This window comes from Thioreductor micantisoli (assembly GCF_055392745.1).
Window position 1 is genome coordinate 519396 of sequence record NZ_AP043760.1, and the last position, 21551, is coordinate 540946.

Below are 21551 nucleotides of genomic sequence, written 5' to 3' on the forward strand. Positions count from 1 at the left end.
AACTTTTAAAAGAATTTTATAACTTTATTAAAAAAGGTGTTAAAGAATTAGCACTAAGTATACTATATAGATAATAAGAGCATATTACAATCAAAGGAAATAAAATGCAAAATAGATATGTTGGAGATATTGGAGATTATAGTAAATTTGTTTTAATTAAACATTTGTTTGATAAAAAGTGCGGAATTATTTGGTATTTGTATCCGAATGAAGGTAATGGTGATGGTAAATTTAGAAATTATGCAAACTATAAAAAGAAGTTAAAAGATTATGAAATCGATGATGAAATTATAGATGTAATGGAAAGTTTTTCTAATCATAAAGAAGAGGAAAGAAACATTCAAGAATTAGAAGATATTTTAAAAGATAATAAGTTTGATTTAACTTATTTTAATGAATGTATAGATAAAAGTTGTGATTCTTTTTTTTCAGATTATAAAAAAAGAGAAGAATATAGAGAAGAATGGTTTAACAATGCTTTAAAAAAGGTTCAAAATTGTGATGTTGTTTTTGCTGACCCAGATAACGGAACTCAAATTAAAATTAAAAGTTGCCCTTTAAAAAGTGTAGCAAGAGGAAAATATATCTATTTTAATGAAATACAACAGCTTTTGGAAAATCATAAAACAGTTATGATTTATCAACATTTTGCTCACGCAGAACGAGGTTTATTTATAGATAATAAAGAACAAGAATTGAGAGAACAGTTACAAAATTATAAATTTAATTTTTATGCAATCAAATTTCAAAATAGTAGGGTCTATTTAATTTTAAGCAAAGATAATTTAAAGAAAAAAATTGAAAAGTTTTGTAATAAGTTTCAAGAAGAATTTGAATTGATAAAGGAATCTTAGTGCAACAAAAAAAATTAACTTTAGAAGAATGGAATAATAAATTTGATTGTGGTCTAATAACTTCTTATAGAAAATATAATAATTGTGGTTTTAGAGAGGATAATTTTCCTTGTCAAACAGATGAATTTGGGAAAATTATTAAAGAAGAGCCAAGAATTTTAACTGAAAAAGAAGTAAAAGAAAGTAGACGAGTAAGAGCATTATCAATTGAACTTTTAAGAAAAAAATATTATCTTTTATCAGCCCCTGTTAAATCAAATGAAAAAGATTTCGCAGTAATATTTGTGGTAGATAAAGATAAAAAAGGTAAATTAAAAGAAGATTTAATTAAATTAGGAGTTAAATATAAACAAGATAGCATATTATTTTTGCCAAAAGGTGCCTTAAATCAAGAAACAGATATTAAAGGATATTTAATAGGAACTAATAAATGTTATAATAATCCTCTTAGTTTTGGGAAAGTGCAAGAAATTGATAATAAAAAATTTATTATTATAAATGGAGAGTTGTTTTTTTTAGAAAATATCCAATATAAAACAGATTTTATTGAAGTTTTTTCAAGTGGTAGTCAAGCGATGGGAGCTGGAACTATGATAAGAAATTATGAAAAAACAATTCCTTTAGAATTAGTTGAAAAACAACAAAAAGAGATATTAAATCAAATTAAAGGCAATAGATGATAGGAATTTTTTGGATTATTGATGATTTTTTATTAGCTAAAAGAATTAAATTATCAAAAGTCGAGGAGATAAAAGGTTTTAAAGATAGTGACTTTTCTCATTTTTTTGAATGGGAAAAGATGGAATTTGATATTGATATATATGATAAATCTCCAAGAGGAAGAATTGTTTATGATATTCACAATAAAAAATTTATTATTTACACAGCAAAAAAAATTCTTAACAATGAAGAGTATAAAAAAATGATTATAGACTTTTTTAAAATTAAAAATTACAAATTTGAATATGAGGAGCATTATAAATTATGAATAATTTTAAGATTACTGAAAAGGATAATAAAATAGTAATTGAAATTGATGGTGAAATAATAACCGAAATAGTTAATTATGATAATGAAAAAAAATATCAAATTATAGATGAAATTAAAAATATGTTTTTTGGTGAAGATAATTTAAAAATTGATTTTTATGACTTTAAATGTATGATGAAAAAAAATAGTAGATTAGCATTTATAGGAATAGGTCATAAAACAGGTAAAAATTCTGCTTATGAAGTATTAAAAGAATCTATTGATTCACTTTCTCTTAATGGTATAGATATTATGAGTTCAAAAGGATTATTGATTAATACAACTACAAATGAAAATTATCCATTAGTTAAGTTTGATGAAAGTTTTGAGTTACTTTTAGAAAAGTTAATCGAAAATGAAGAAACATATATTTTGCAAAGTGAATTTTGTGATGATTCATTTTCAGATGATGAAATAAAAGTAACAATTATAGCAAGTGGGTTTTAGAGTTAATTAAAATTTTTATTTTAGATAATCTTGAAGATGTTTTTGATATAATTGTTTATTATAAAAGGTTTTATTACAACAAATGAAGGAATAGAACTTCATTATGAGGAGAAAGAATGAATGAAAATATCATAGAAATAAATCATCTTAGAAAAAGTTTTGGAACTAAAGTAGTTTTAAAAGATATAAATTTAACTATCCCAAAAGGTAGTACTGTTGTTATTTTAGGGCTTTCAGGGCAGGGTAAATCAACTATTATTAAGCATATTGTTTCACTTTTAAAGCCAGATAGTGGAGAAATAATTGTCGATGGGATAGATGTTGCGAAAGCGAGTGAAAATGAAATATATGAAACTCGTAAAAAAGTTGGTTTTCTATTTCAAGAAGGTGCAATGTTTGATAGTATGAATATTTATGATAATGTTGCATTTCCACTTAGAGAGCATACAAAACTGAGCGAAGAAGAGATTAGAGAGAAAGTTTTTGAAAAACTTGATATGCTTGGATTTGATAGTGAAAGGGTAGCAAAACTTTATCCATTTGAATTAAGTGGTGGTATGAGAAAAAGAGCAGCTACCGCAAGAGCTATAATCTTAGAGCCTAAAATAATTCTTTATGATGAACCTACGAGTGGATTAGATCCTATAATTAGTGATTTAATTTCTAGAATGACAATAATGCTTCAAAAAAAACTAGGAATTACTTCGATTGTAATTAGCCACGATTTAAAAGAAACATTTAAAATAGCAGATTATATAGGTATGCTTTATGATGGTAAAATTATCGAATTCGCACCACCGCAAGAGTTTCAAAAAAGTCCAAACAAGATAATTCAATCATTTTTAAAAGGGGATAGCAGTGCATTTAATATATAAAATCATAGGAATTAGTTTAGTTACATTTGCTTTTGGTTATTATTCAAAAGTTGAACCAATAAATAGTTATGTAATTAAATCTGATATAACAGGAAAAGTTGTTGATGTTAATAGAAGCGTAGTTGCTACAAATTATAAAGGTGTAGTTATTAAAGTTGATAGTTATAGAGATGAGGTTAATTTAAAAAATTATCAAAATCAAGTAAAAAATCTAAAAGATATTTTAAAAACTCAAAAAGAAACTATGCTTAGAAAAAAAGATACTTATGAAAGTTATAAAAAGTTAAAATCAAAGTCTCATTATGAAAGAAATTTAAAATTTTATGATTATTCTAATAGTTTAATAACATATAATCAAACAAAAAATTCTATTTCTAATTTAGAAGCTAATGTTGCTACTCTAAAAGACACCATTTCTAAAAAGAATATAAGTTTTAAAAATTATATTTATGAAATCGATGTTCATAAAGGGGATTATTTAAATTTTGGTTCAATTATAGCTAAGACTATGAATTTAAGTAAAAAAAAATTATATATTTATGTGCCGATTAACAAAATTAATTCTATTAAAAATAAAAAAGTTTACATAAATTCAAAATTAAGTGATTTTAAAATAGCTTATATTGAAAAAATAGCAGATAGTAAATTTGTGACTAGTTATAAAGTGAAGTTAATAGGAAATTATCCTACTTGTTCTCAAATTGTAAAAGTTGAGTTTAAATAAAAAGGTTATTATGAAAAAAATAAAAATTTTTACAGATGGAAGTTGTTTAGGTAACCCAGGAAATGGTGGATGGTGTGCAATTTTGAGATATGGAAAAAATGAAAAAATACTTAGTGGGGGAGAATCAGATACTACAAATAATCGAATGGAATTAACAGCAGTTATAAAAGCTCTTGAAGCTTTAAAAAAGCCGTGTGAAATTGAACTGTATAGTGATAGTACTTATGTTTTAAAGGGTTTAAATGAGTGGTTGAAAAATTGGATAAAAAAAGATTTTAAAAAAGTTAAAAATGTAGATTTATGGAAAAAATATATTGAAGTTTCAAAACCACACAAAATTCATATAAATTGGGTAAAAGGTCATTCTGGACATACGGAAAATGAAATTTGTGATAAAATTGCAAAAGAAGAAGCCAAAGGTTTAAAATGTTAATTACAAAAGATGAAATTATTAAAAAAATAGATTCAATTCCACCTATATCAGAATCTGTAAGAAATACAATTAATTATTTAAAAGCAGGAGAATTACAAAAAGCAGCTGACGCGGCTGATAATGATATAGTGTTAAAACAAAAAATATCTAAAATTGTAAATAGTGCATATTTTGGGTTTACTAAAAATCTAACTGATACAAGACAGATGTTTTCAGTACTTGGACTAGAGATGGCAAAAAGTTTGGTTTTGAGTTATATGGTTAGTTTGCTTGAGCCAAAGGAATGGAAATTTTTTATAGATTTGAATTTTGAAGAGTTCCAAAGTGCATTTTTGGCCGGTAGTAAAGAGGCTGTGATTTTAGAAACTGATGAAGACACTTATAAAAAATATACAGATGCCCTGTCTTTAATTCCAATGATAGTTTGTTTGATTGATGAGCTTTTAGGAGATAAAAAAAGAGAAGTCGAGCTTTTAATTGAAAGTAGTGATTTAAATTATGGTAAAATTCTTAAGAGATTTACAGGATATTCTATATTTACATTAGCGGCATTTGTAGCTAAAAAATGGGAATTAGACGAGGAAAATATAAATCTTATAAAACGAATAGAGTGTGAAAAATGTGATAATGATGAAGTTACTAAAATAGCTGCTGCTGTACATTTGGAACTTTTTAGAATAGTTTCTGAGCGACAATTTTTTATTTTAAATAGTTTTATAGATTTTAATCCTGAAAGTATAGAAATAGCAAAAAAAAATTATAAAAGGATGACAGATGAACAATGAAAACTTAAATGAATTTTTTGAGTGTTTGGGTTATGAGTTTGAGAATTTAAACCTAATAACCGAGGCACTTACACATAAAAGTTATACAAGAGAATTTAACAATGAAAGACTTGAATTTTTAGGTGATGCAGTTTTGGATTTGGTAGTGGGTGAGTTTCTATTTTTTCAATTTCCAGATAGTGAAGAAGGTATTTTATCAAAACTTAGAGCTGCTCTTGTAAATGAGGCTTCTTTTACAAAGTTAGCAAATGAAATATGTTTAGGTAAATATATATATCTTTCTCCTGCTGAAGAGCATAATAATGGGAGAATAAAATCTTCTATTCTTTCAAATGCTTTTGAAGCAGTTATGGGAGCATTATATCTTGAAGCTGGTCTTGATAAAATAAGAGTTATTTCACTTGGACTTATTCATAAAGCTTTTCCTGAGATTACTCCTGAAAAATTATTGAAAGATTATAAAACTACTCTTCAAGAGATTACACAGGCTCATTTTGGTTGTACTCCTGAATATAGATTATTAAGTTCTCGAGGGCCTGATCATAAAAAAGAGTTTGAAATAGGGGTTGTGATTAACGATAAAGTTTATTCTTCAGCAAAAGGACATTCTAAAAAAGTAGCTCAACAAAATGCAGCAAAAGATTCTATTGAAATATTAAAAAAGGAACTTAATTTATGAATAGTTTTGGTAAAATATTCAAATTTACTACCTTTGGAGAGAGTCATGGCAAAGCCATTGGTGTAGTAATCGATGGAGTTCCAGCAGGTCTTAAAATAGATGAAGAATTTATTCAAAATGAGATGAATAAGCGAAAACCTGGCAAAAATAGATTTGCTACTCAAAGAAAAGAAGATGATAAAGTTGAGATTTTAAGTGGTGTTTTTGAAGGAGTAACTACAGGGACTCCAATAAGTATGGTAATTTTTAATACCAATCAAAAAAGTAGAGATTATAATGATATAAAAGATGTATTTCGTCCTGGACACGCTGATTATACTTACTTTCATAAATATGGAATCAGAGATTATAGAGGTGGTGGAAGAAGTAGTGCTAGAGAAACAGCTGCAAGAGTAGCAGCAGGGGCTATTGCAAAACTTATCTTAAAAGAGTTAAATATTGATATTAAAAGTGGTGTAGTTGAAATTGGTGGAATCAGAGCTAAAAAGCAAGATTTTGAATTTGCTAAAAATAGTGAAATATTTGCATTAGATGACGAAGTTGAAAATAACTGGAAAGAATTAATTGATAAAAATAGAAAAGAGTATAATTCTCTTGGTGGAGTTGTAAAAGTTAAAATTTCAAATCTTCCAGTAGGTCTTGGAGAGCCGATTTATTATAAACTTGATAATATTTTAGCCAGTGCCATGGTAAGTATAAATGCTGTAAAAGGTATTTACATAGGAAATAGTGAGGCTCATAAATTAACAGGAAAAGAAAACAATGATGAAATAACAAAAGAAAAGTTTTTAAGTAATAATAGTGGAGGTATTTTAGGTGGAATTAGTAATTCAGATGATGTAGAATTTGAAGTATATTTCAAGCCAACTCCTTCTATTTTTCAAGAGCAAAAAACAATCGATACTAATGGAAATGAAAAAGATTTTTCACTTCAAGGAAGACATGATCCAATTGTAGCTGTTAGAGGTAGTATAGTAGCTGAGAGTATGGCGGCAGTTGTAATTGCTGATATGTTACTTTTAAATATGACAAGAACAATTAAGAATATAAAAAAGGTATATATTGAAAGTAAGTAATTATGTAATAGATAAAATACATACTATTAATGTAGAAAAAAATAGTGGAAAGGGGAAAATAGTTGAAAGTAACAGTTAAATTTTTAGGACCAATATCACAAGAAGATAAAATTATAGAAATAGAAAATGGTAACGAATTAAAAGAAATTCTAAAAAAAGAGTTAGATAAAGAGTGGTTAGACAGTGTAGCACTTGCTGTGAATGATAAAATTGTAAATAATTTAGAAAATATAAAAGATGGGGATGTAATTACTTTACTTCCTCCTGTATGTGGTGGATAATATGAAAAATTTAGAACTTTATAATGGTGGATTGCCAGTTGAGGAAATTTTTTATAAATGGTATAAATTAAAATGGGGAGGAATGTTACTTACTTTTACTGGAATTGTAAGAGATGATGGAGGGGCAACAGGACTTAGTTTTGATATTTACGAACCTATGCTTGAATCTTGGTTTGATAAATGGAGTGATAGAGTGTTAATGGCCCATTCTATTGGCGATGTTTTGGTAGGGGAAACTTCATTTATGTGTGGTGTATATTCCAAGCATAGAGAGTTTAAATTAATTGAAGAATTTGTAGAGGATTTCAAAGCAAATGCTCCTATTTGGAAATATGATATTATAGATGGAAAAAGAATTTTTGCAAAAGATAGAAGTAAAAAACTTCCAAATGCTGGTATTCTGAAATAACAATTACTGTTTATTGTTATTTATATTATAAAGTAGTTGAAACTCTTTACAATTTTTAATTAAATTTTCTTTATTATCTTCACAAACAATTTTTCCTTCTTTAAATACTAATATTTTATTACTTTTTTCTACAGTATTTAATCTATGTGCAATAATAAATACAATTAATTCACTTGAAATGTTGTATATTGTTTCCATAATAGCCAATTCACTTTTATTATCAAGTGCACTTGTTGCTTCATCAAGTATTAAAACACTTGGATTAAGATATAAAGCTCTTGCTATTGCAATTCTTTGTCTTTGTCCTCCACTTAGATTAGTTCCATTTTCATTTAGTTTTGTCCATATTCCCTCATCTAAGCTTTCTACAAATTCCAATAAATTTGCTTTTTTTAAAGCAATTTTTACTTTTTTTTCATCTATATTTTTACCATAAGCTACATTGGCAGCAATTGAGTCGTTGAAAATATATACTCTTTGTGTCACAACAGCAATATTTCTTCTTAAGCTTTCCAAATCTATTTTATCATTTGGAGTATCATTAATGAATATTTTACCATTTGTTGGGTTGTAAAATCGTAAAAGTAGATTTATAAAAGAACTTTTTCCACCACCACTATCTCCTACAAGACCTATTATTTCACCTTTTTTAGCTTCAAAATTAATATTTTTAAGAGCTAATTTCCCATTATAATCTAAATATATATTTTCAAATTTAATATTATTAATAGTAGAAATTTTTGTATCTCCATATTTGATAGTTGGTTTCATATTCATAAGTTGTAATACTCTTTCATGTGCTGCAAGAGCATCTTGAAATTTGTTAATAATCTGAGAAATTCTTCTAATAGGGTCAGTTAGCATAAAAAGAGCAGTCATAAAAGAGAAAAATGTACCAACGCTCATATCACTAGCTATAACTTCTCTACCACCCACAAAAATAACAATGGCCGCCGCCGATGCTGAAAATGTTTGCATAATAGGACTTAAAAGATTTGAATTTACAATTGATTTCATATTAATTCTAAAAAATTCATAATTATATTTTTTAAATTTATTAAGTTCATAAATTTCAGTATTGTAAGATTTAATTCCTTCTATGTTTGAAAAAACTTCGCTTAGATGTGAATTTATATCTGAATTTTTTTCTTGAGTTTTATGAGATATTTTTTTCATTTTTTTAGTCAATATTGATACAGGATATATTACAAGTGGTAAAATAATAAGAGCAAAAAAAGCTAATTTTGGACTTTGATATATTACAACTGCTAATAATCCTATAGCAGTAAGAGATTCTCTGATGAGTTCTGCTATTTGAGATGAAACTGCACTTCTTATTCTATCAATATCATTTACAAGACGACTAATTAATTCTCCAGTATGATATTTGAAATAAAATTGTAAATCAAGATTAAGAATATGTTCTAGCATATTATTTCTAATTTTTCTAATGATATCAAGTCCTATATAGCTTATAAAATAACTCTCTATAAAACTACCCATTCCTTTTGCAAAATAGGCTAAAATTATAAAAAATGGTAAAATATAAAGCATTTTTCCATTATGCTCGATAAAAATTTTATCTAAAACTGGTTTTATCAAGTATGCTGTTGCACTACTTGCTGATGCTACTAAAATCATTCCAATAAAAGCATAAAAAAACTTTAGTTTATACTCTTTGTAATATTTTGCATAGTATTTAAAAAATTTTTTCAAATATATCCTTTATATAATTCTAAATGAGTATTCAGAAATATTGTCATTTTTAACAATGAAATCTAATTTATGTCTATAAAAAAATGAGTGATAATTTACATTTACATGTTTAGGAATTACTCCTCCACCTCGATTATTTGAAATTTCAAATTTTATTTCACTATTTTTTGGTACTTTTATAATTTCATTTTTGGTTATAACTTTTTTATTGTTATTTATATAAGCAATAATTTTTGTTTTTTTAGGTTTGACTAAATTATCTATATTTGAAATTAAATATTCAAATGATGGGTTGATTTCTATATTGTATAATTCAAAAAATTTTTTTATAGCTAAAAGATGAATAGTTGTAGTTTTTTTGAGTGAGCTTTGTTTACTTCCTTCTATACAAAATGAAGGTATATTGTGATGAGTTAGGGCATAATATGTCAAAGACATTCTTTGTTCTTTATGATGAGAATTTTTTTCACTTGTTTTTGTGTTGTGAATTGGGACATTAAAACCTTGTTTTTTTAAATAATTACTTACAAAAGATGCTGTTTGAAACAGTGAAATATTATTATAGATATTTTCATCTATTACTATACTTTCACCCCATTGATTATTATGTTTATTATAATATCCATATCCATCGTGAAGTGATAGTATTACATCTGGCTTGAAATCATTTATAAAATTTTTAATTGAATTTATTTTATAATAATCTTCATCTTTTTTTGAAATAGAAGCAAATTTTCTATTCATATCACCATTATAGCCTCTTTTGAAAGTAAAAATTGATTCAGGATTGCTTCTTGGAAGTATTGCTACAATTCCTTTTTTAATTTGAGTATCTATTAAAATATCACTTGCTTTGTATCCACCAGGCTCATTTCCATGAATTCCACCGATGATTAAAATTTTACCGCCTTTTTCTTTTCCTTCTTTAACAAAATATTCAAAAGGTTTAGGGGGCATTATAAAATGATGTCTATTAGTAGAGTTAGCAAAACCCAAAGAAGGGGCTATTATGCTAGCTATAATTGAAGAATTTTTTAGAAATTTTCTTCTATTCATTGGATGATTGGTTTTCCATTTGATGTAACTTTCCCATTTTGATATTCTAGGTTTATTAAAATTTTGTTGTTAACTTCTTTTGAAATTAGCTTCATCATCATACCCACTTGAGGATTTATTTTATTTAATAAATCTATATTATTTGGAGAAGTTTGAGCTTTTAATTTAGCATTTATTTTAGTAGATAGATATGCTGGATTATTACTTTGTAGTGTATAGTTATTTTGTAATAATGTAGCATCAAAATTTATTTCAATAGGTTTTATATCAAAACTTTGATTATCAAATTGTGCTTTAATTCCATTTATTGATAAAGGAGAAATTGAAACTTTAAATCCTTTTTGAATTAATTGATTAAAGTTTTGAGATAGTTTTTCAGTATCATTTAAATTATTTGAATTTGCCATATCAATTATTTGTTTAAGTGATGGTGAATCTAAATTCGACATATTAAAATTATATACTAATTTATCAACTTTTATAGAATCTTTATCAGCATTTAAAGAAGCACTGTTTATATCTATTTTATTATTAAGTGAAGTCTTATCTGCAATAGTTTTTACAGAACTAGAATTTGAAATATTATTAATATTAAGATTTATATTGCTATATGTAGATTTTTGACTAAAATTAATTGAATCAATTTTTAGTGTGGAAGAATAATTTAATAAATCTTGTTGTTTTATTTTTTCATCTACATTATTTATAATAAAATCTGTTGTTTTTTTATAATTATTATCTTTATCTTGTTTTGTATAATTTATTGCTGTTTTAGATATTTTTAAATTATTATTTTCTATATCTGATATAGCATTTTTTATTTTTAGATTAAATTTTTCTACTCTATAATTTGTGCTATTATCTAAAGTTAAATCAATGTCTTTTAGCTTAGCTTTACTTATTTTTAAGTTGTTTATATCTAAAATCGCTTCAAATACTCTGTTTTTGATAGCTTCAAGAAGTTGTTTACCTGTTTTATCATTAGATAGACTTTTTGTTAAAGTGTTATTTAAGCTATCTAAATCAATTTTTATGGCATCTTTATGATATATCGGAAATTTAAGCATATTTAGTGTAACTAAAAATTTTGTATTATTAAATATTTCTTTTAGATTTTGTAAATCATAATTATTTATATTTGGATATGTGCTTTCTATGATAGGAGATATATCTTTTATTGTAACAATATATTCTCTTTTTGCATTAAAAAATGAATCGTTATTTTGTGTTTGTTTTAATTCTATTTGTTGTGCTTTTAAGTTATTTTGCTCTTGGGCTATAAATTTATTTATTTGAGAATTATAAACCACAGGGGTAGCAATTACTCCAGCTCCTACAATTCCAGCCCCAATTAATACTTTTGTTAAATTCGTCATTTTTTTTCCTTATATTTGATAATCAATAGTTCTTCTCTGGGTTGCTATTGTTTTTATGAAGTTTATAACTTCTAAATGTTTAGGATGTTTAGCGTAAATATCTAAATCATTTTTGTTTTTTAATGTTGTAATTAGTCCAAAATCACTTGCACTTTCATCATATCCAATATCAGAGAATACTTCAATACCTATAATCTCCTTTATTTCATTTTTTAGATTTAAGATCAATTCCTTAGCTTTTTCTATTTTATTTTTGTCTTTTACTTTAAATAAGACTATATGTTTAATCATCTTACAAACTCTTTAATTCTTTTGATACCTTCTTTTAGATTTTCCATTGAAGTAGCAAAACTGAATCTAAAATATCCTTCACTTCCAAATCCAACTCCAGGGACTACTGCAACTCCAGTTTTATCAAGTAATTTAAGTGCAAAATCCATACTATCATTTGATATATTTTTGTGATTTACAAATATATAAAATGCACCAACTGGTTTTGCAGCACTAAGTCCCTCAATTTTGTTAAATTCTTCAAAAACGAATTCTCTTCTTTTTTCAAATTCTTTTCTCATCATTTCAATATCTTCATCAACTTCTCCTAAAAGTGCAGGAATAGCTGCTTTTTGGGTAATTGAATTTATATTTGAAGTTGATTGACTTTGAAGTTTTATCATAGCTTTGTTTAATTCTTCTATTTTTGAAGCACAGTAACCAAATCTCCATCCAGTCATTGCTACACTTTTGCTTAGTCCATTTACTGTAATTGTTCTTTTTAGCATATCTTCACTAATACTTGCAACTGCTGTAAATTCAGTATCGAAAACTAGTTTTTCATACATTTCATCACTAATTACTAAAATATCTGTTCCTTTTAAAACTTCTGCTAAACTTTCAAGTTCTTTTTTTGAATAAACTGAACCAGTTGGATTTGATGGAGTTGTTAAAAGTAGGGCTTTTGTTTTTGGAGTAATTACATTTTTTAGCATCCCAGCTGTAATTTTAAAATCTGTATTTTCAAATGTTTCTATAATCACAGGTTTTCCACCATGATATTTTACAAGTTCCGGATAAGTTACCCAAAAAGGTGCTGGAATTATAACTTCATCATCTTTATCTAAAATTGATGCAAAAATATTGAATAATGACTGTTTTGCACCATTACTAACTATAATTTCATTTGTTTCATAGTCTAAATTATTATCTTTTTTAAGTTTTGTTTGAACTGCTGTCAATAATTCTGGAATTCCAGCTACTGCTGTATATTTTGTAAAACCTTCATGAAGTGCTTTTATGGCTGCTTCTTTTATAATTTCTGGTGTATCAAAGTCAGGTTCTCCTGCACTAAATGCTAAGATATCTTTCCCCTGGGCTTTTAGAACTCTTGCTTTTTGTGAAATTGCTATTGTTAATGATTCGCTTAATTTTTGAACTCTTTGTGATAACATATTTTTCCTTTATTTTTTATAATATAATTATAACATTATTGTTTTAAACTTTTAATATATTCTTCATATTTTTTTGCTAATTCTTCGTCTTTTTGAGTAATATTGATATCTTCTTTTTCTAAACTTTCTTCTAAAATTTTTATTCTTTCAAAAAGATATACAAAAAGCTCTTTATCAATATCAGGTAATTTATTATGACTTAATGGTTCATTTTCTTTTCTATGTACAATTTTACCAGGAATTCCTACTACAGTTGAATTGCACGGGACATCTTTTACAACTACTGAATTTGCACCAATTTTGCTATCTTTTCCTATAGTTATATCGCCTAAAATTTTTGCGCCTCCTCCGAGAGTTACATTATCTTCAATAGTAGGATGGCGTTTCCCTTTATTTAAACTAACTCCCCCTAAAGTAACACCTTGATAAATTGTAACATTATCTCCGATAACGGCAGTTTCTCCAATCACAACACCAATTCCATGGTCTATAAAAACTCTTCTTCCAATAGTTGCACCAGGATGAATATCAATATTTGTAAGTAGTTGATTTATTCCCATTAAAATTCTTGCGATTAATTTGAAGCCATTTTTATAGAGTTTGTTTGCAATTCTATACCAAAAAATAGCCCAAACTCCTGGATAATTAAAAAATAGCTCTATTTTAGAATTAATTGCAGGGTCTTTTTGATAAACTACTGAAAAATCTTCTTTAATGAGTTTCCACATCTATTTTCTCCATAATTTTATTGTGAATTTCTTCTATACTTGAAGTTGCATCGATTATCAAAGAATTGATACATAAATTATTTGTAACTTCAATTAAATTATCTTGAATAGAAAGTAAATAATCAACTCCTCTTTTTTCGATATTATCGTGTTTTTTAAGTGACAATCTTTTCTCAAGAGTATTTCTATCAAGTTTTAAGATTATTACTAAATCAGGATAAATTTTATCAGTTGCAAAAGTATTAAACAATTCTAATTCTAAATAGTCAAAATATTCAAGACCATAAGCAATTCCACTTATTAAGCTTCTATCACTAATAATTAATTTATCTAAATTTGGTTTAATAATATTTTCAATAGTTTCACTTCTATCTGCAAGAAAAAGAAAAAGTTCTGTTTTTTTTGATATTTTTTTATTGAAAATTATTTTTCTTAGTTTTTGTCCTATTTTAGTCTTACCCGGTTCTTTTATAAATAAGGCATTTGGAAATTGTTTTTTTAGTAATTCAATTTGAGTAGTTTTACCAGATGTGTCTATTCCTTCAATTGCTATATACATTATTTTCCTTTATTAAATTTTCTATTTCTTTTGGTATTAAATGGCTAATATCCCCATTATAAGAGAGAATATTTCTAACGATACTTGATGATATAAAAGCATTATTTAGAGTTGGCATTAAGAATATAGTTTCTATTGAATTATTTAAACTTTGATTTGCATAACTCATTTGGAGTTCATATTCAAAATCACTTACTGCTCTAAGACCTCTAATTATTATTTTAGCATTTTCTTGTTTTGCAAAATCAACTAAAAGTGAATCAAACTCTTTTACCTTAATTTTAGACATATTTTGAGTAGCAAATTTTAGCATTTTTACTCGTTTTTCCAAGCTAAACATAGATTTTTTAGCTTTATTATTTGCCACTGCTACGATAATAGTATCAAACATTTTACAAGCTCTTTTGATAATATCTAAATGTCCATTTGTAATAGGATCAAAAGTCCCAGGATAAATTGCTATAGTATTCAACTATTCCACCTTTTATATAAATTATTTTCAATTCCGACTAAATCAAACCATTTTCCAATTATAAAATTTTCCATATCTTCTAAATTTTGTTGATTTGAATAGTATCCCAAAATTGGAGGTGCAATTATAACACCTAAACGGGATAATTTTAGCATATTTTCTAAATGAATAGCACTAAATGGCATTTCTCTTGGAGCTAAAAGTAATGTTTTTCTCTCTTTTATCATAACTGCCGCTGAGCGGGTAATGAGATTATCTTCAATTCCATTTGCAATTTTTGCTAAAGTATTCATACTGCAAGGAGTAATCATCATAATATCGATTCCAAAACTTCCGCTTGCACTTGGCGCGGAAATATCAGAGCTATCAAATATATTTTCTTCTTTATTTGCTACTATTTTTGCATTATTTGAAACGATTAAATATTTTTCTTTTGGTGCTAACTCAAAACATTTTTTTCCTAAACTAAATCCGCTAGCTCCTGTAATTGCTACTAAAATTTTCATAATACTCCATTTCCGTTTTTATCAATTTTAACTTTATATATATTATTATTTTTATCTCTGATTTTTATTATATCGCCTTTTTTACCATTTTGCATAGCTGTTGCATCAAAACTCATTTCGATTCCACCACTTTTTGAAATTATTGTAATAGGAGAATTTTTTTTAACTAAATTTGGAATAGTAATCATATATTTATAAATTAAGTGATTATTTGGTATATACATTTTAGTTGCACTATTTTTTGGTATTTTTGTCAAAGGAAGTTTATATAAATTTTTTAAAGGAGTCCATAATAATTTAGAATTATTTTGATTTATTACGTCATTTTTATTTATAATTTTTGTAGATTTTAATACTTTTATTTTGGCAACTATTTTATAGTGTATAAATTTTGAATTGTTTATTTTAACTATTCCTGTTGATTGTTTTGGATTTATATTTGAAGTATCAATAAATTTTATTTTAGTAGGTTTTCTACCATAATATTGAATTGTTAAATTTTGAATTTTTATATTTTTAAACGATTGTTTATAAACAGAAGTTATATTGTTTTCGATAACTCCGGCAATTAGGAAAAAAGGTAAAAAAAGTAATAAAAACATTTTATATTTCCGTTGTTCTTGTTGGTTTTGAAAAATAGTAACCTTGTGAATAGTCAATTTCTAACTTTTCCACAATTTTTTGAATTTCTTCATTTTCTACAAATTCGGCTATTACCTCAATATCCATTGAATGGGCAAATTTGGTAATTGCTTTTGCAATTTGATAACTTTTTGGATTTGTATGAATTGCTTTTATATATTTCCCATCAATTTTTATAAAATCAACATCAAGTTCATTGATTCTTTCAAAATTTGAATATTCTACTCCAAAATCATCAATAGATATTTTAAATCCTAAATTTTTTAATTTTTGAAGTTGTTTTACATTTTCTTTTGTTCCAGTTGTACTAATTCCTTCCAAAATTTCTAATACAATTCTTTGAGGCCTTATATTATATTTTTTTAATTTATCTAATAAATTATGTTTTAGATTATTTGAAAAAAGGTCATCTTCTGTAATATTTATAGAAATTGATATATTTTCATCCATTGTAGATAATTTTTCTAAACTTTTATCTATCATTATTTTAGTTATTTCATATAGAAATCCACTATTTTTTGCTATTTCTATAAAAAAGAATGGGCTATATACTTTTCCATTATCTTCAAGTCTTGCAAGTGATTCATATTTAATTATTTCTCCTGTTTTATTATTTCTAATTCCTTGCCAATAAGGAGTTATATGAGTTTTATTTTCTAAAAAGACAGCATTATACAAAAGAGCATTAAATTTAATAAATTCATCTCTATTTGTTTTTCTTTTTTGATAAATTATATAATCTTTAAAAGGTTCTTTTTTAGATTCTTTAAGAGCAATTGTAACTTTTCTAAGTATTTTATTTCCATCATTTTTGGCAATTCCAAAACTAAAGGATAATCTTAATTTAATGGATTCTATTTTTATAGGGTCAAAAATAAAACTATTTTTTATTTCTTTTATTTCTTTTTTAAAATCATCACTAATAAATAAAAACTCATCTGCATTAACTCTATATATTTTTCTATTTAATAATTTTTCTATTTTTTTAACTACAATTTTTAAAACTTCATCACCTATATCAAATCCATAAGTTTTGTTAACTTTAGAAAAATTTTTAATATTTAACATTACAATATATTTATTTAAGTTATCTTTTATATCTACATCAAATTTATTTTTTTTATAAGCACCAGTCAAAGAATCTATATACATAAGTTTTAAATTCTTTTCTACTTGTTTTTTTACTTTTTTATCTAAATTTTTAATTAATTTTTCATTTTCATTTTGCTTTTTATAAATTAAATAAGCAAGTATAAAAAATATAATAGCCATAAAAATTGAAAGGATATATAAAATAATTTCTTTTTGCATAAGTTTAAATTTATCTTTTATAAAGACAATATAATACCCAATTGTTTTATTGTTGTAGATTCCTTTTATAGGTATATTTATTACATAATATCCATTAATTAGATTTCCTTTTGCTGGAATATACTTATAAGTTTTTATTTTTAGAAAATAGTTTATTCCATATTTTTTTATAAGTGCTAAAATATTATTTTTTATATCTAAATTTAAAACATTATATCCTTCTATAAAAAGATTATGAAAAGGATATTTTATTTGTTTTTTGAATTTTTTATCTATTAAAATAACAGAATTAATTTCATTTTTATCTAATTCTTTTGAAATAGTATCAAAGTTTATATCTTTACTAAATTTTGCACAATTACATTTTTTTGTATTAATTAATGTATTTATTTCGTTTTTTATAGCAGATGTGTAGTTTAATTTACTATTTTCTGTGTGTTTTATTCTTAAAATAGTATAAGTAATAAGAGAAAATATAAATAATAAAAAAATAAATAATAATTTTTTTGTAGATTTAGACATTTTTATCCCATTAATTTTGAAATTATAACTAAAGTGGCACTTGTTGAAATACCAGCTGTAATTCCTGCAACTATATCATCTCCCATAACCCCCCAACCGCCATCAACTTTTTCATCTATTTTTCCAATAATTGATGGTTTAATTATATCAAAAATTCTAAAATAGATAAAACTTAAAATCGTAGCAAGTATGCTTCCACCAGCTAAACTCATAGCAAGCCACATTCCTACAATTTCATCAATTACAATTCTTTTATCATCATGAATTTTTGTTTCTTTTTCATAAATATTTATTTGCTTAACTGCTATTAAAGTTACTAAAATTGATAGCATAAATAGAGTTGATTGTGGCAAAAATAACAAAATTATATAACCAAAAATTCCACCAACTATGCTCCCCCATGTTCCAGGGGCTTTGGGTAAAAGTCCGCTATTTAATCCATATATAAAAAATTTTCTCATTTTAAACCTTTATGTCATTGATGTTGTTTGATACATTTTAGATAAAGCTATGTATAATTCTTCTTCAGAATGATTTTCAATTATACCTTTATTTGGAATTAAATCAAAATATAAATTTTGTAAATTTTTAAATCTATTTGGGAAAAGTGAAGTTAAATAAATAGCACTAAGTTCTTTTCTTAATATAATTGATGGAGGTAGTATTCCATTTTTAAGTAATTCAAGTAAAGCTTCTGAGTGATAATTTATATGATGATGACTTCCATGTGGGCAAGAATTTTTACTTACTATTGTTTTGCATATATTACAATAAACATACTCATTTATAGCAATTGTTTCTAGATTAATTCCTTGTAAAATATCAAAAATTGATTTTATATGTTGATTTGAATAATGAATTCCAAGACCTTCGTGAGTTTGACCCATCAAAAACTTATTGCATCCGAAATTTTTGATAACTAATGAATCCATTATAACTTCATTAAGTCCTGCAAAAATATATGTATTATAAAGAGGTACAATTAATAATTTATTTTTAGGAAAAAAGTCATTTGTTATTTTTTTTAATACTTTATATCTTGTTTCATAATCTATTCCGTCTGTTTTTAAATTTTTAGCTAAAAAAAGAATTACAATATCGTTATTTTCAAGTGCTAAACGAACTATTCTTTCATGAACTCTATGAAAAGGATTTGCATTTGTTGTCATACCTACAATATTTTTTGCTTTTGTTTGTTTAATGCTATTTTTAATTTTTTGTAAATCTGATTTAATTGAAGATTCAATTAATTTTAAGTCACCACTAATTGCATAATTTCCAAGTCTATTTAATGTTTTAGCTATATTTTTATTGTCTAAATCATCTGAGCCATAAATTAATTTTACTCTTTTATGTCTATCTATTTTAAAAACTTCTTCTACTTTTATTTCTCCAACTTTTTTATTTTTACAATATAATTCAATTATATCATTAGGTTGTGAGTTTTTTAAGATTTCTTCATTTTTTCTTCCAGCAGGAGCCAATACAAAAGAAAAAGGGAAAGTCATACCATTAAAAGTTTTTGTTTTATTTACTTCATCATTTTCTTTGGAATTCATAAGCTTTGTTACTGGATATAATAATCCCTCAACCATCATAGATAAAGTTATAAATGCTTCATTATCTATAAAAAGTTTATTTTTTCTTGCTAAGTCCATATTTTTTCCTTTTTTCCCATAAAGATTTTCTGCTAATTCCTAATTTTTTAGAGAGTTCTGTATCAGGAAATTGAGATTCATATGTTTTTATTACATATTTTATATAGTCTTCCACTGATAAAATATTATTATCATCATTAATATCTTGTTTCTCATTTTTGATTGTTATCATATTGGGGTGTTCAAATGAAGAGTGGTTATTTAGTTCAATTATAACTTTTTTATTGCTTATAATATCAAAAAGTTTTGATATTGAACTATTTTTTAATGTATCAAAATTTAATAAATATATTAAATGATTATCTTTTTCTATTTTATTTAAATCACATTTATCTTTTAAATCATAAAAAGATATTGGAATATTAATCTCTTTTGAAATATCAAATACAATTTTATCTACTTTTTTTCTATTTTTTGATTTTATAAATAGTGGAAATTCTATATTATCAATTTTTGAAGTTTCTAAATCTTTAAATAAGATATTAAAGTATGATTCTAAAGTTTTATAATTTCTTTTTAATTGTTTAAATGCTAAATGATGTTCTATTTTTCTAATAAGTTCTTCTATCATAAAAGGTTTCAAAATATATGTATCAGCCCCTGCATTAAGTGGGGCAGTAATTGTATCATGATTTATATAAGGTACTAAAAGAATGATTGTTGAACTTTTATATTTTTCTATTACATCATACACATTTCCATTTAAAGTAATTGAAAGAATTATGATTTCATAATGTTTTTTTAGATTTATTGCATCATTTGCAGTTGTAACAGTATCAATATGACTATTTTTCATATGTTCACATAGGGAATTTTTAATACTTTGTGCTAAATATAATTCATCTTCTGCTATTAAAATATTCATATTTTTTCCTTAAATTTTATATTTGCATTGCTAATCACTGCAATTGCTTTTTTTTGACCTATACTATCAAGTTTTTCATTTGTTGTAGCTTTTATATTTATATGGTTACATTTTGTTAAATTTTGTATACTTTTTTTCATCTCTTTTTTATATGGACTGAGTTTTGGCATTTCGGCTATTATTGTAACATCTATATTTACAATTTCATATCCAGTTGTTTGTAATAAATTTACTACATATTGCAGTAATTTTTTACTATCTGCATTTTTGAAAGCAGGGTCATTATCTGGGAAAAATTCTCCAATATCACCATATCCAGCTGCGCCAAGCAGGGCATCAATAATTGAATGAATAGCTACATCTCCATCTGAATGAGCAAGAAATCCAAAGTTTGATTCTATTTCCACTCCACAAAGTACCATTTTTTTATTTTGGGTAAATTGATGAATATCATATCCATTTCCACTAAAAATTAAATTACTTGCTGGTTTTAAACAATTTAGGTTTTCATCACCTTTAAATGTTATTTTTTTAGCTTTTTCATCACCCAATACATATCCAATCTTCCCACCTATATTTTTAATTGCACTGCTATCATCTGTAAATTCTTCATCACTTTCAAGAGCTTTTTTTAAAATTTCGGTTTTACTTAATTGTGGAGTTTGGATTAGTTTAACATCATCTCTATTAATTGTATTATTTTTATATACTACGGTATCTACAGCCGGTAAATATGGCACCACAGAGTCAAATTCATCTGCTTTTTGTATAAGTCTTTCTATCATATCTTTTGTAATACAAGCTCGTGCTACATCTGTTACTAAAACATATTCTGAATCTATTTTAGAAATAGCTTTTTTAAGTGATTCTTGTCTCGAAGATCCACCTTCAACTATTTTAAAATCACTTAATAATCTATATAATTTAGTTTCATTTTGATTTGCTGTAATAATTGTATCTTTAAAATTGTAAAAACTATTTAATCTATCTGCTACAAATTTCCACAATGGTTCAGTTTCTATTCGTATCCATTGCTTTTTTGTAACACTTTTGAATCGTGTGCTCTTACCTGCACTTAAAATAACTAAACTAATATCCAAATT

27 protein-coding genes are annotated in these 21551 nt (G+C 25.1%); 12 read left to right on the forward strand and 15 right to left on the reverse strand.

Annotated features, from left to right (window positions below; translation table 11 throughout):
• Positions 1-104: 104 nt before the first annotated feature.
• The 12 genes from ACZ5OA_RS02800 (at position 105) to ACZ5OA_RS02855 (ending at position 7592) form a co-directional block, all read left to right on the forward strand.
• Positions 105-854, forward strand: coding sequence for a hypothetical protein (locus ACZ5OA_RS02800; protein WP_464908007.1), 750 nt, complete (start codon positions 105-107; stop codon positions 852-854).
• Positions 854-1534, forward strand: coding sequence for a hypothetical protein (locus tag ACZ5OA_RS02805; RefSeq protein ID WP_464908008.1), 681 nt, complete (start codon positions 854-856; stop codon positions 1532-1534). Before ACZ5OA_RS02800 ends, ACZ5OA_RS02805 begins: the two co-directional genes overlap by 1 nt.
• On the forward strand, positions 1531-1842 hold the full coding sequence (locus ACZ5OA_RS02810; protein WP_464908009.1) for a hypothetical protein: 312 nt from the start codon (positions 1531-1533) through the stop codon (positions 1840-1842). Before ACZ5OA_RS02805 ends, ACZ5OA_RS02810 begins: the two co-directional genes overlap by 4 nt.
• Entirely contained in the window at positions 1839-2330 is a 492-nt protein-coding gene (locus ACZ5OA_RS02815; RefSeq protein WP_464908010.1) for a hypothetical protein, read from the forward strand. Before ACZ5OA_RS02810 ends, ACZ5OA_RS02815 begins: the two co-directional genes overlap by 4 nt.
• Positions 2331-2446: 116 nt before the next feature.
• Positions 2447-3205 carry an ABC transporter ATP-binding protein gene (locus ACZ5OA_RS02820; RefSeq protein WP_464908011.1) on the forward strand — a complete coding sequence of 253 codons (759 nt, stop codon included), beginning with the start codon at positions 2447-2449 and terminating at the stop codon, positions 3203-3205.
• Positions 3189-3929, forward strand: coding sequence for an efflux RND transporter periplasmic adaptor subunit (locus tag ACZ5OA_RS02825; RefSeq protein ID WP_464908012.1), 741 nt, complete (start codon positions 3189-3191; stop codon positions 3927-3929). The genes ACZ5OA_RS02820 and ACZ5OA_RS02825 overlap by 17 nt, the downstream gene beginning before the upstream one ends.
• 10 nt (positions 3930-3939) lie before the next feature.
• Positions 3940-4362 (forward strand): ribonuclease HI, encoded by a 423-nt coding sequence (gene rnhA, locus ACZ5OA_RS02830; RefSeq protein WP_464908013.1) that lies wholly within the window; start codon positions 3940-3942, stop codon positions 4360-4362.
• Positions 4356-5147: an HDOD domain-containing protein gene (locus ACZ5OA_RS02835; protein ID WP_464908014.1), complete on the forward strand. Its 792-nt coding sequence runs from the start codon at positions 4356-4358 to the stop codon at positions 5145-5147. The genes rnhA and ACZ5OA_RS02835 overlap by 7 nt, the downstream gene beginning before the upstream one ends.
• A complete protein-coding gene (gene rnc, locus ACZ5OA_RS02840; RefSeq protein ID WP_464908015.1) occupies positions 5137-5826 on the forward strand; it encodes a ribonuclease III in 690 nt (229 codons plus the stop codon). Before ACZ5OA_RS02835 ends, rnc begins: the two co-directional genes overlap by 11 nt.
• Positions 5823-6902 carry a chorismate synthase gene (gene aroC, locus ACZ5OA_RS02845; protein WP_464908016.1) on the forward strand — a complete coding sequence of 360 codons (1080 nt, stop codon included), beginning with the start codon at positions 5823-5825 and terminating at the stop codon, positions 6900-6902. Before rnc ends, aroC begins: the two co-directional genes overlap by 4 nt.
• A 62-nt stretch (positions 6903-6964) precedes the next feature.
• A complete protein-coding gene (locus ACZ5OA_RS02850) occupies positions 6965-7183 on the forward strand; it encodes a MoaD/ThiS family protein (protein ID WP_464908017.1) in 219 nt (72 codons plus the stop codon).
• A 1-nt stretch (position 7184) separates the two neighbouring features.
• Complete coding sequence (locus ACZ5OA_RS02855; RefSeq protein ID WP_464908018.1) at positions 7185-7592, forward strand: molybdopterin synthase catalytic subunit; 408 nt, start codon at positions 7185-7187, stop codon at positions 7590-7592.
• Between the two features lie 3 nt (positions 7593-7595).
• Here ACZ5OA_RS02855 and ACZ5OA_RS02860 read toward each other — a convergent pair whose 3' ends face one another.
• The 15 genes from ACZ5OA_RS02860 to ACZ5OA_RS02930 are packed head-to-tail and all read right to left on the reverse strand — an operon-like array spanning position 7596 to position 21548.
• Positions 7596-9308 (reverse strand): ABC transporter ATP-binding protein, encoded by a 1713-nt coding sequence (locus ACZ5OA_RS02860; RefSeq protein WP_464908019.1) that lies wholly within the window; start codon positions 9306-9308, stop codon positions 7596-7598.
• Positions 9309-9317: 9 nt separating this feature from the next.
• Entirely contained in the window at positions 9318-10364 is a 1047-nt protein-coding gene (locus ACZ5OA_RS02865) for a M99 family carboxypeptidase catalytic domain-containing protein (protein WP_464908020.1), read from the reverse strand.
• Positions 10361-11740 (reverse strand): YdgA family protein, encoded by a 1380-nt coding sequence (locus ACZ5OA_RS02870; RefSeq protein ID WP_464908021.1) that lies wholly within the window; start codon positions 11738-11740, stop codon positions 10361-10363. Before ACZ5OA_RS02870 ends, ACZ5OA_RS02865 begins: the two co-directional genes overlap by 4 nt.
• A gap of 9 nt (positions 11741-11749) precedes the next feature.
• Complete coding sequence (locus tag ACZ5OA_RS02875) at positions 11750-12031, reverse strand: Dabb family protein (RefSeq protein WP_464908022.1); 282 nt, start codon at positions 12029-12031, stop codon at positions 11750-11752.
• Entirely contained in the window at positions 12028-13185 is a 1158-nt protein-coding gene (locus ACZ5OA_RS02880) for a pyridoxal phosphate-dependent aminotransferase (protein WP_464908023.1), read from the reverse strand. Before ACZ5OA_RS02880 ends, ACZ5OA_RS02875 begins: the two co-directional genes overlap by 4 nt.
• Positions 13186-13220: 35 nt before the next feature.
• Positions 13221-13913, reverse strand: a complete 693-nt coding sequence (gene cysE, locus ACZ5OA_RS02885; RefSeq protein WP_464908024.1) for a serine O-acetyltransferase — start codon at positions 13911-13913, stop codon at positions 13221-13223.
• Positions 13897-14472, reverse strand: a complete 576-nt coding sequence (gene tmk, locus ACZ5OA_RS02890; RefSeq protein WP_464908025.1) for a dTMP kinase — start codon at positions 14470-14472, stop codon at positions 13897-13899. The genes cysE and tmk overlap by 17 nt, the downstream gene beginning before the upstream one ends.
• A complete protein-coding gene (coaD, locus tag ACZ5OA_RS02895) occupies positions 14456-14944 on the reverse strand; it encodes a pantetheine-phosphate adenylyltransferase (protein ID WP_464908026.1) in 489 nt (162 codons plus the stop codon). The genes tmk and coaD overlap by 17 nt, the downstream gene beginning before the upstream one ends.
• A complete protein-coding gene (locus tag ACZ5OA_RS02900; protein ID WP_464908027.1) occupies positions 14941-15450 on the reverse strand; it encodes a UbiX family flavin prenyltransferase in 510 nt (169 codons plus the stop codon). Before ACZ5OA_RS02900 ends, coaD begins: the two co-directional genes overlap by 4 nt.
• A complete protein-coding gene (gene flgA / locus ACZ5OA_RS02905; protein WP_464908028.1) occupies positions 15447-16052 on the reverse strand; it encodes a flagellar basal body P-ring formation chaperone FlgA in 606 nt (201 codons plus the stop codon). Before flgA ends, ACZ5OA_RS02900 begins: the two co-directional genes overlap by 4 nt.
• A gap of 1 nt (position 16053) precedes the next feature.
• Positions 16054-17925, reverse strand: a complete 1872-nt coding sequence (locus ACZ5OA_RS02910) for an EAL domain-containing protein (protein WP_464908029.1) — start codon at positions 17923-17925, stop codon at positions 16054-16056.
• A gap of 2 nt (positions 17926-17927) precedes the next feature.
• Positions 17928-18386: a phosphatidylglycerophosphatase A family protein gene (locus ACZ5OA_RS02915; RefSeq protein ID WP_464908030.1), complete on the reverse strand. Its 459-nt coding sequence runs from the start codon at positions 18384-18386 to the stop codon at positions 17928-17930.
• Positions 18387-18395: 9 nt separating this feature from the next.
• Positions 18396-19583, reverse strand: a complete 1188-nt coding sequence (locus tag ACZ5OA_RS02920; RefSeq protein WP_464908031.1) for a sulfate adenylyltransferase — start codon at positions 19581-19583, stop codon at positions 18396-18398.
• Positions 19561-20448, reverse strand: coding sequence for a response regulator (locus ACZ5OA_RS02925; RefSeq protein WP_464908032.1), 888 nt, complete (start codon positions 20446-20448; stop codon positions 19561-19563). Before ACZ5OA_RS02925 ends, ACZ5OA_RS02920 begins: the two co-directional genes overlap by 23 nt.
• On the reverse strand, positions 20445-21548 hold the full coding sequence (locus tag ACZ5OA_RS02930; RefSeq protein ID WP_464908033.1) for a bifunctional 2-C-methyl-D-erythritol 4-phosphate cytidylyltransferase/2-C-methyl-D-erythritol 2,4-cyclodiphosphate synthase: 1104 nt from the start codon (positions 21546-21548) through the stop codon (positions 20445-20447). Before ACZ5OA_RS02930 ends, ACZ5OA_RS02925 begins: the two co-directional genes overlap by 4 nt.
• Positions 21549-21551: the final 3 nt, after the last annotated feature.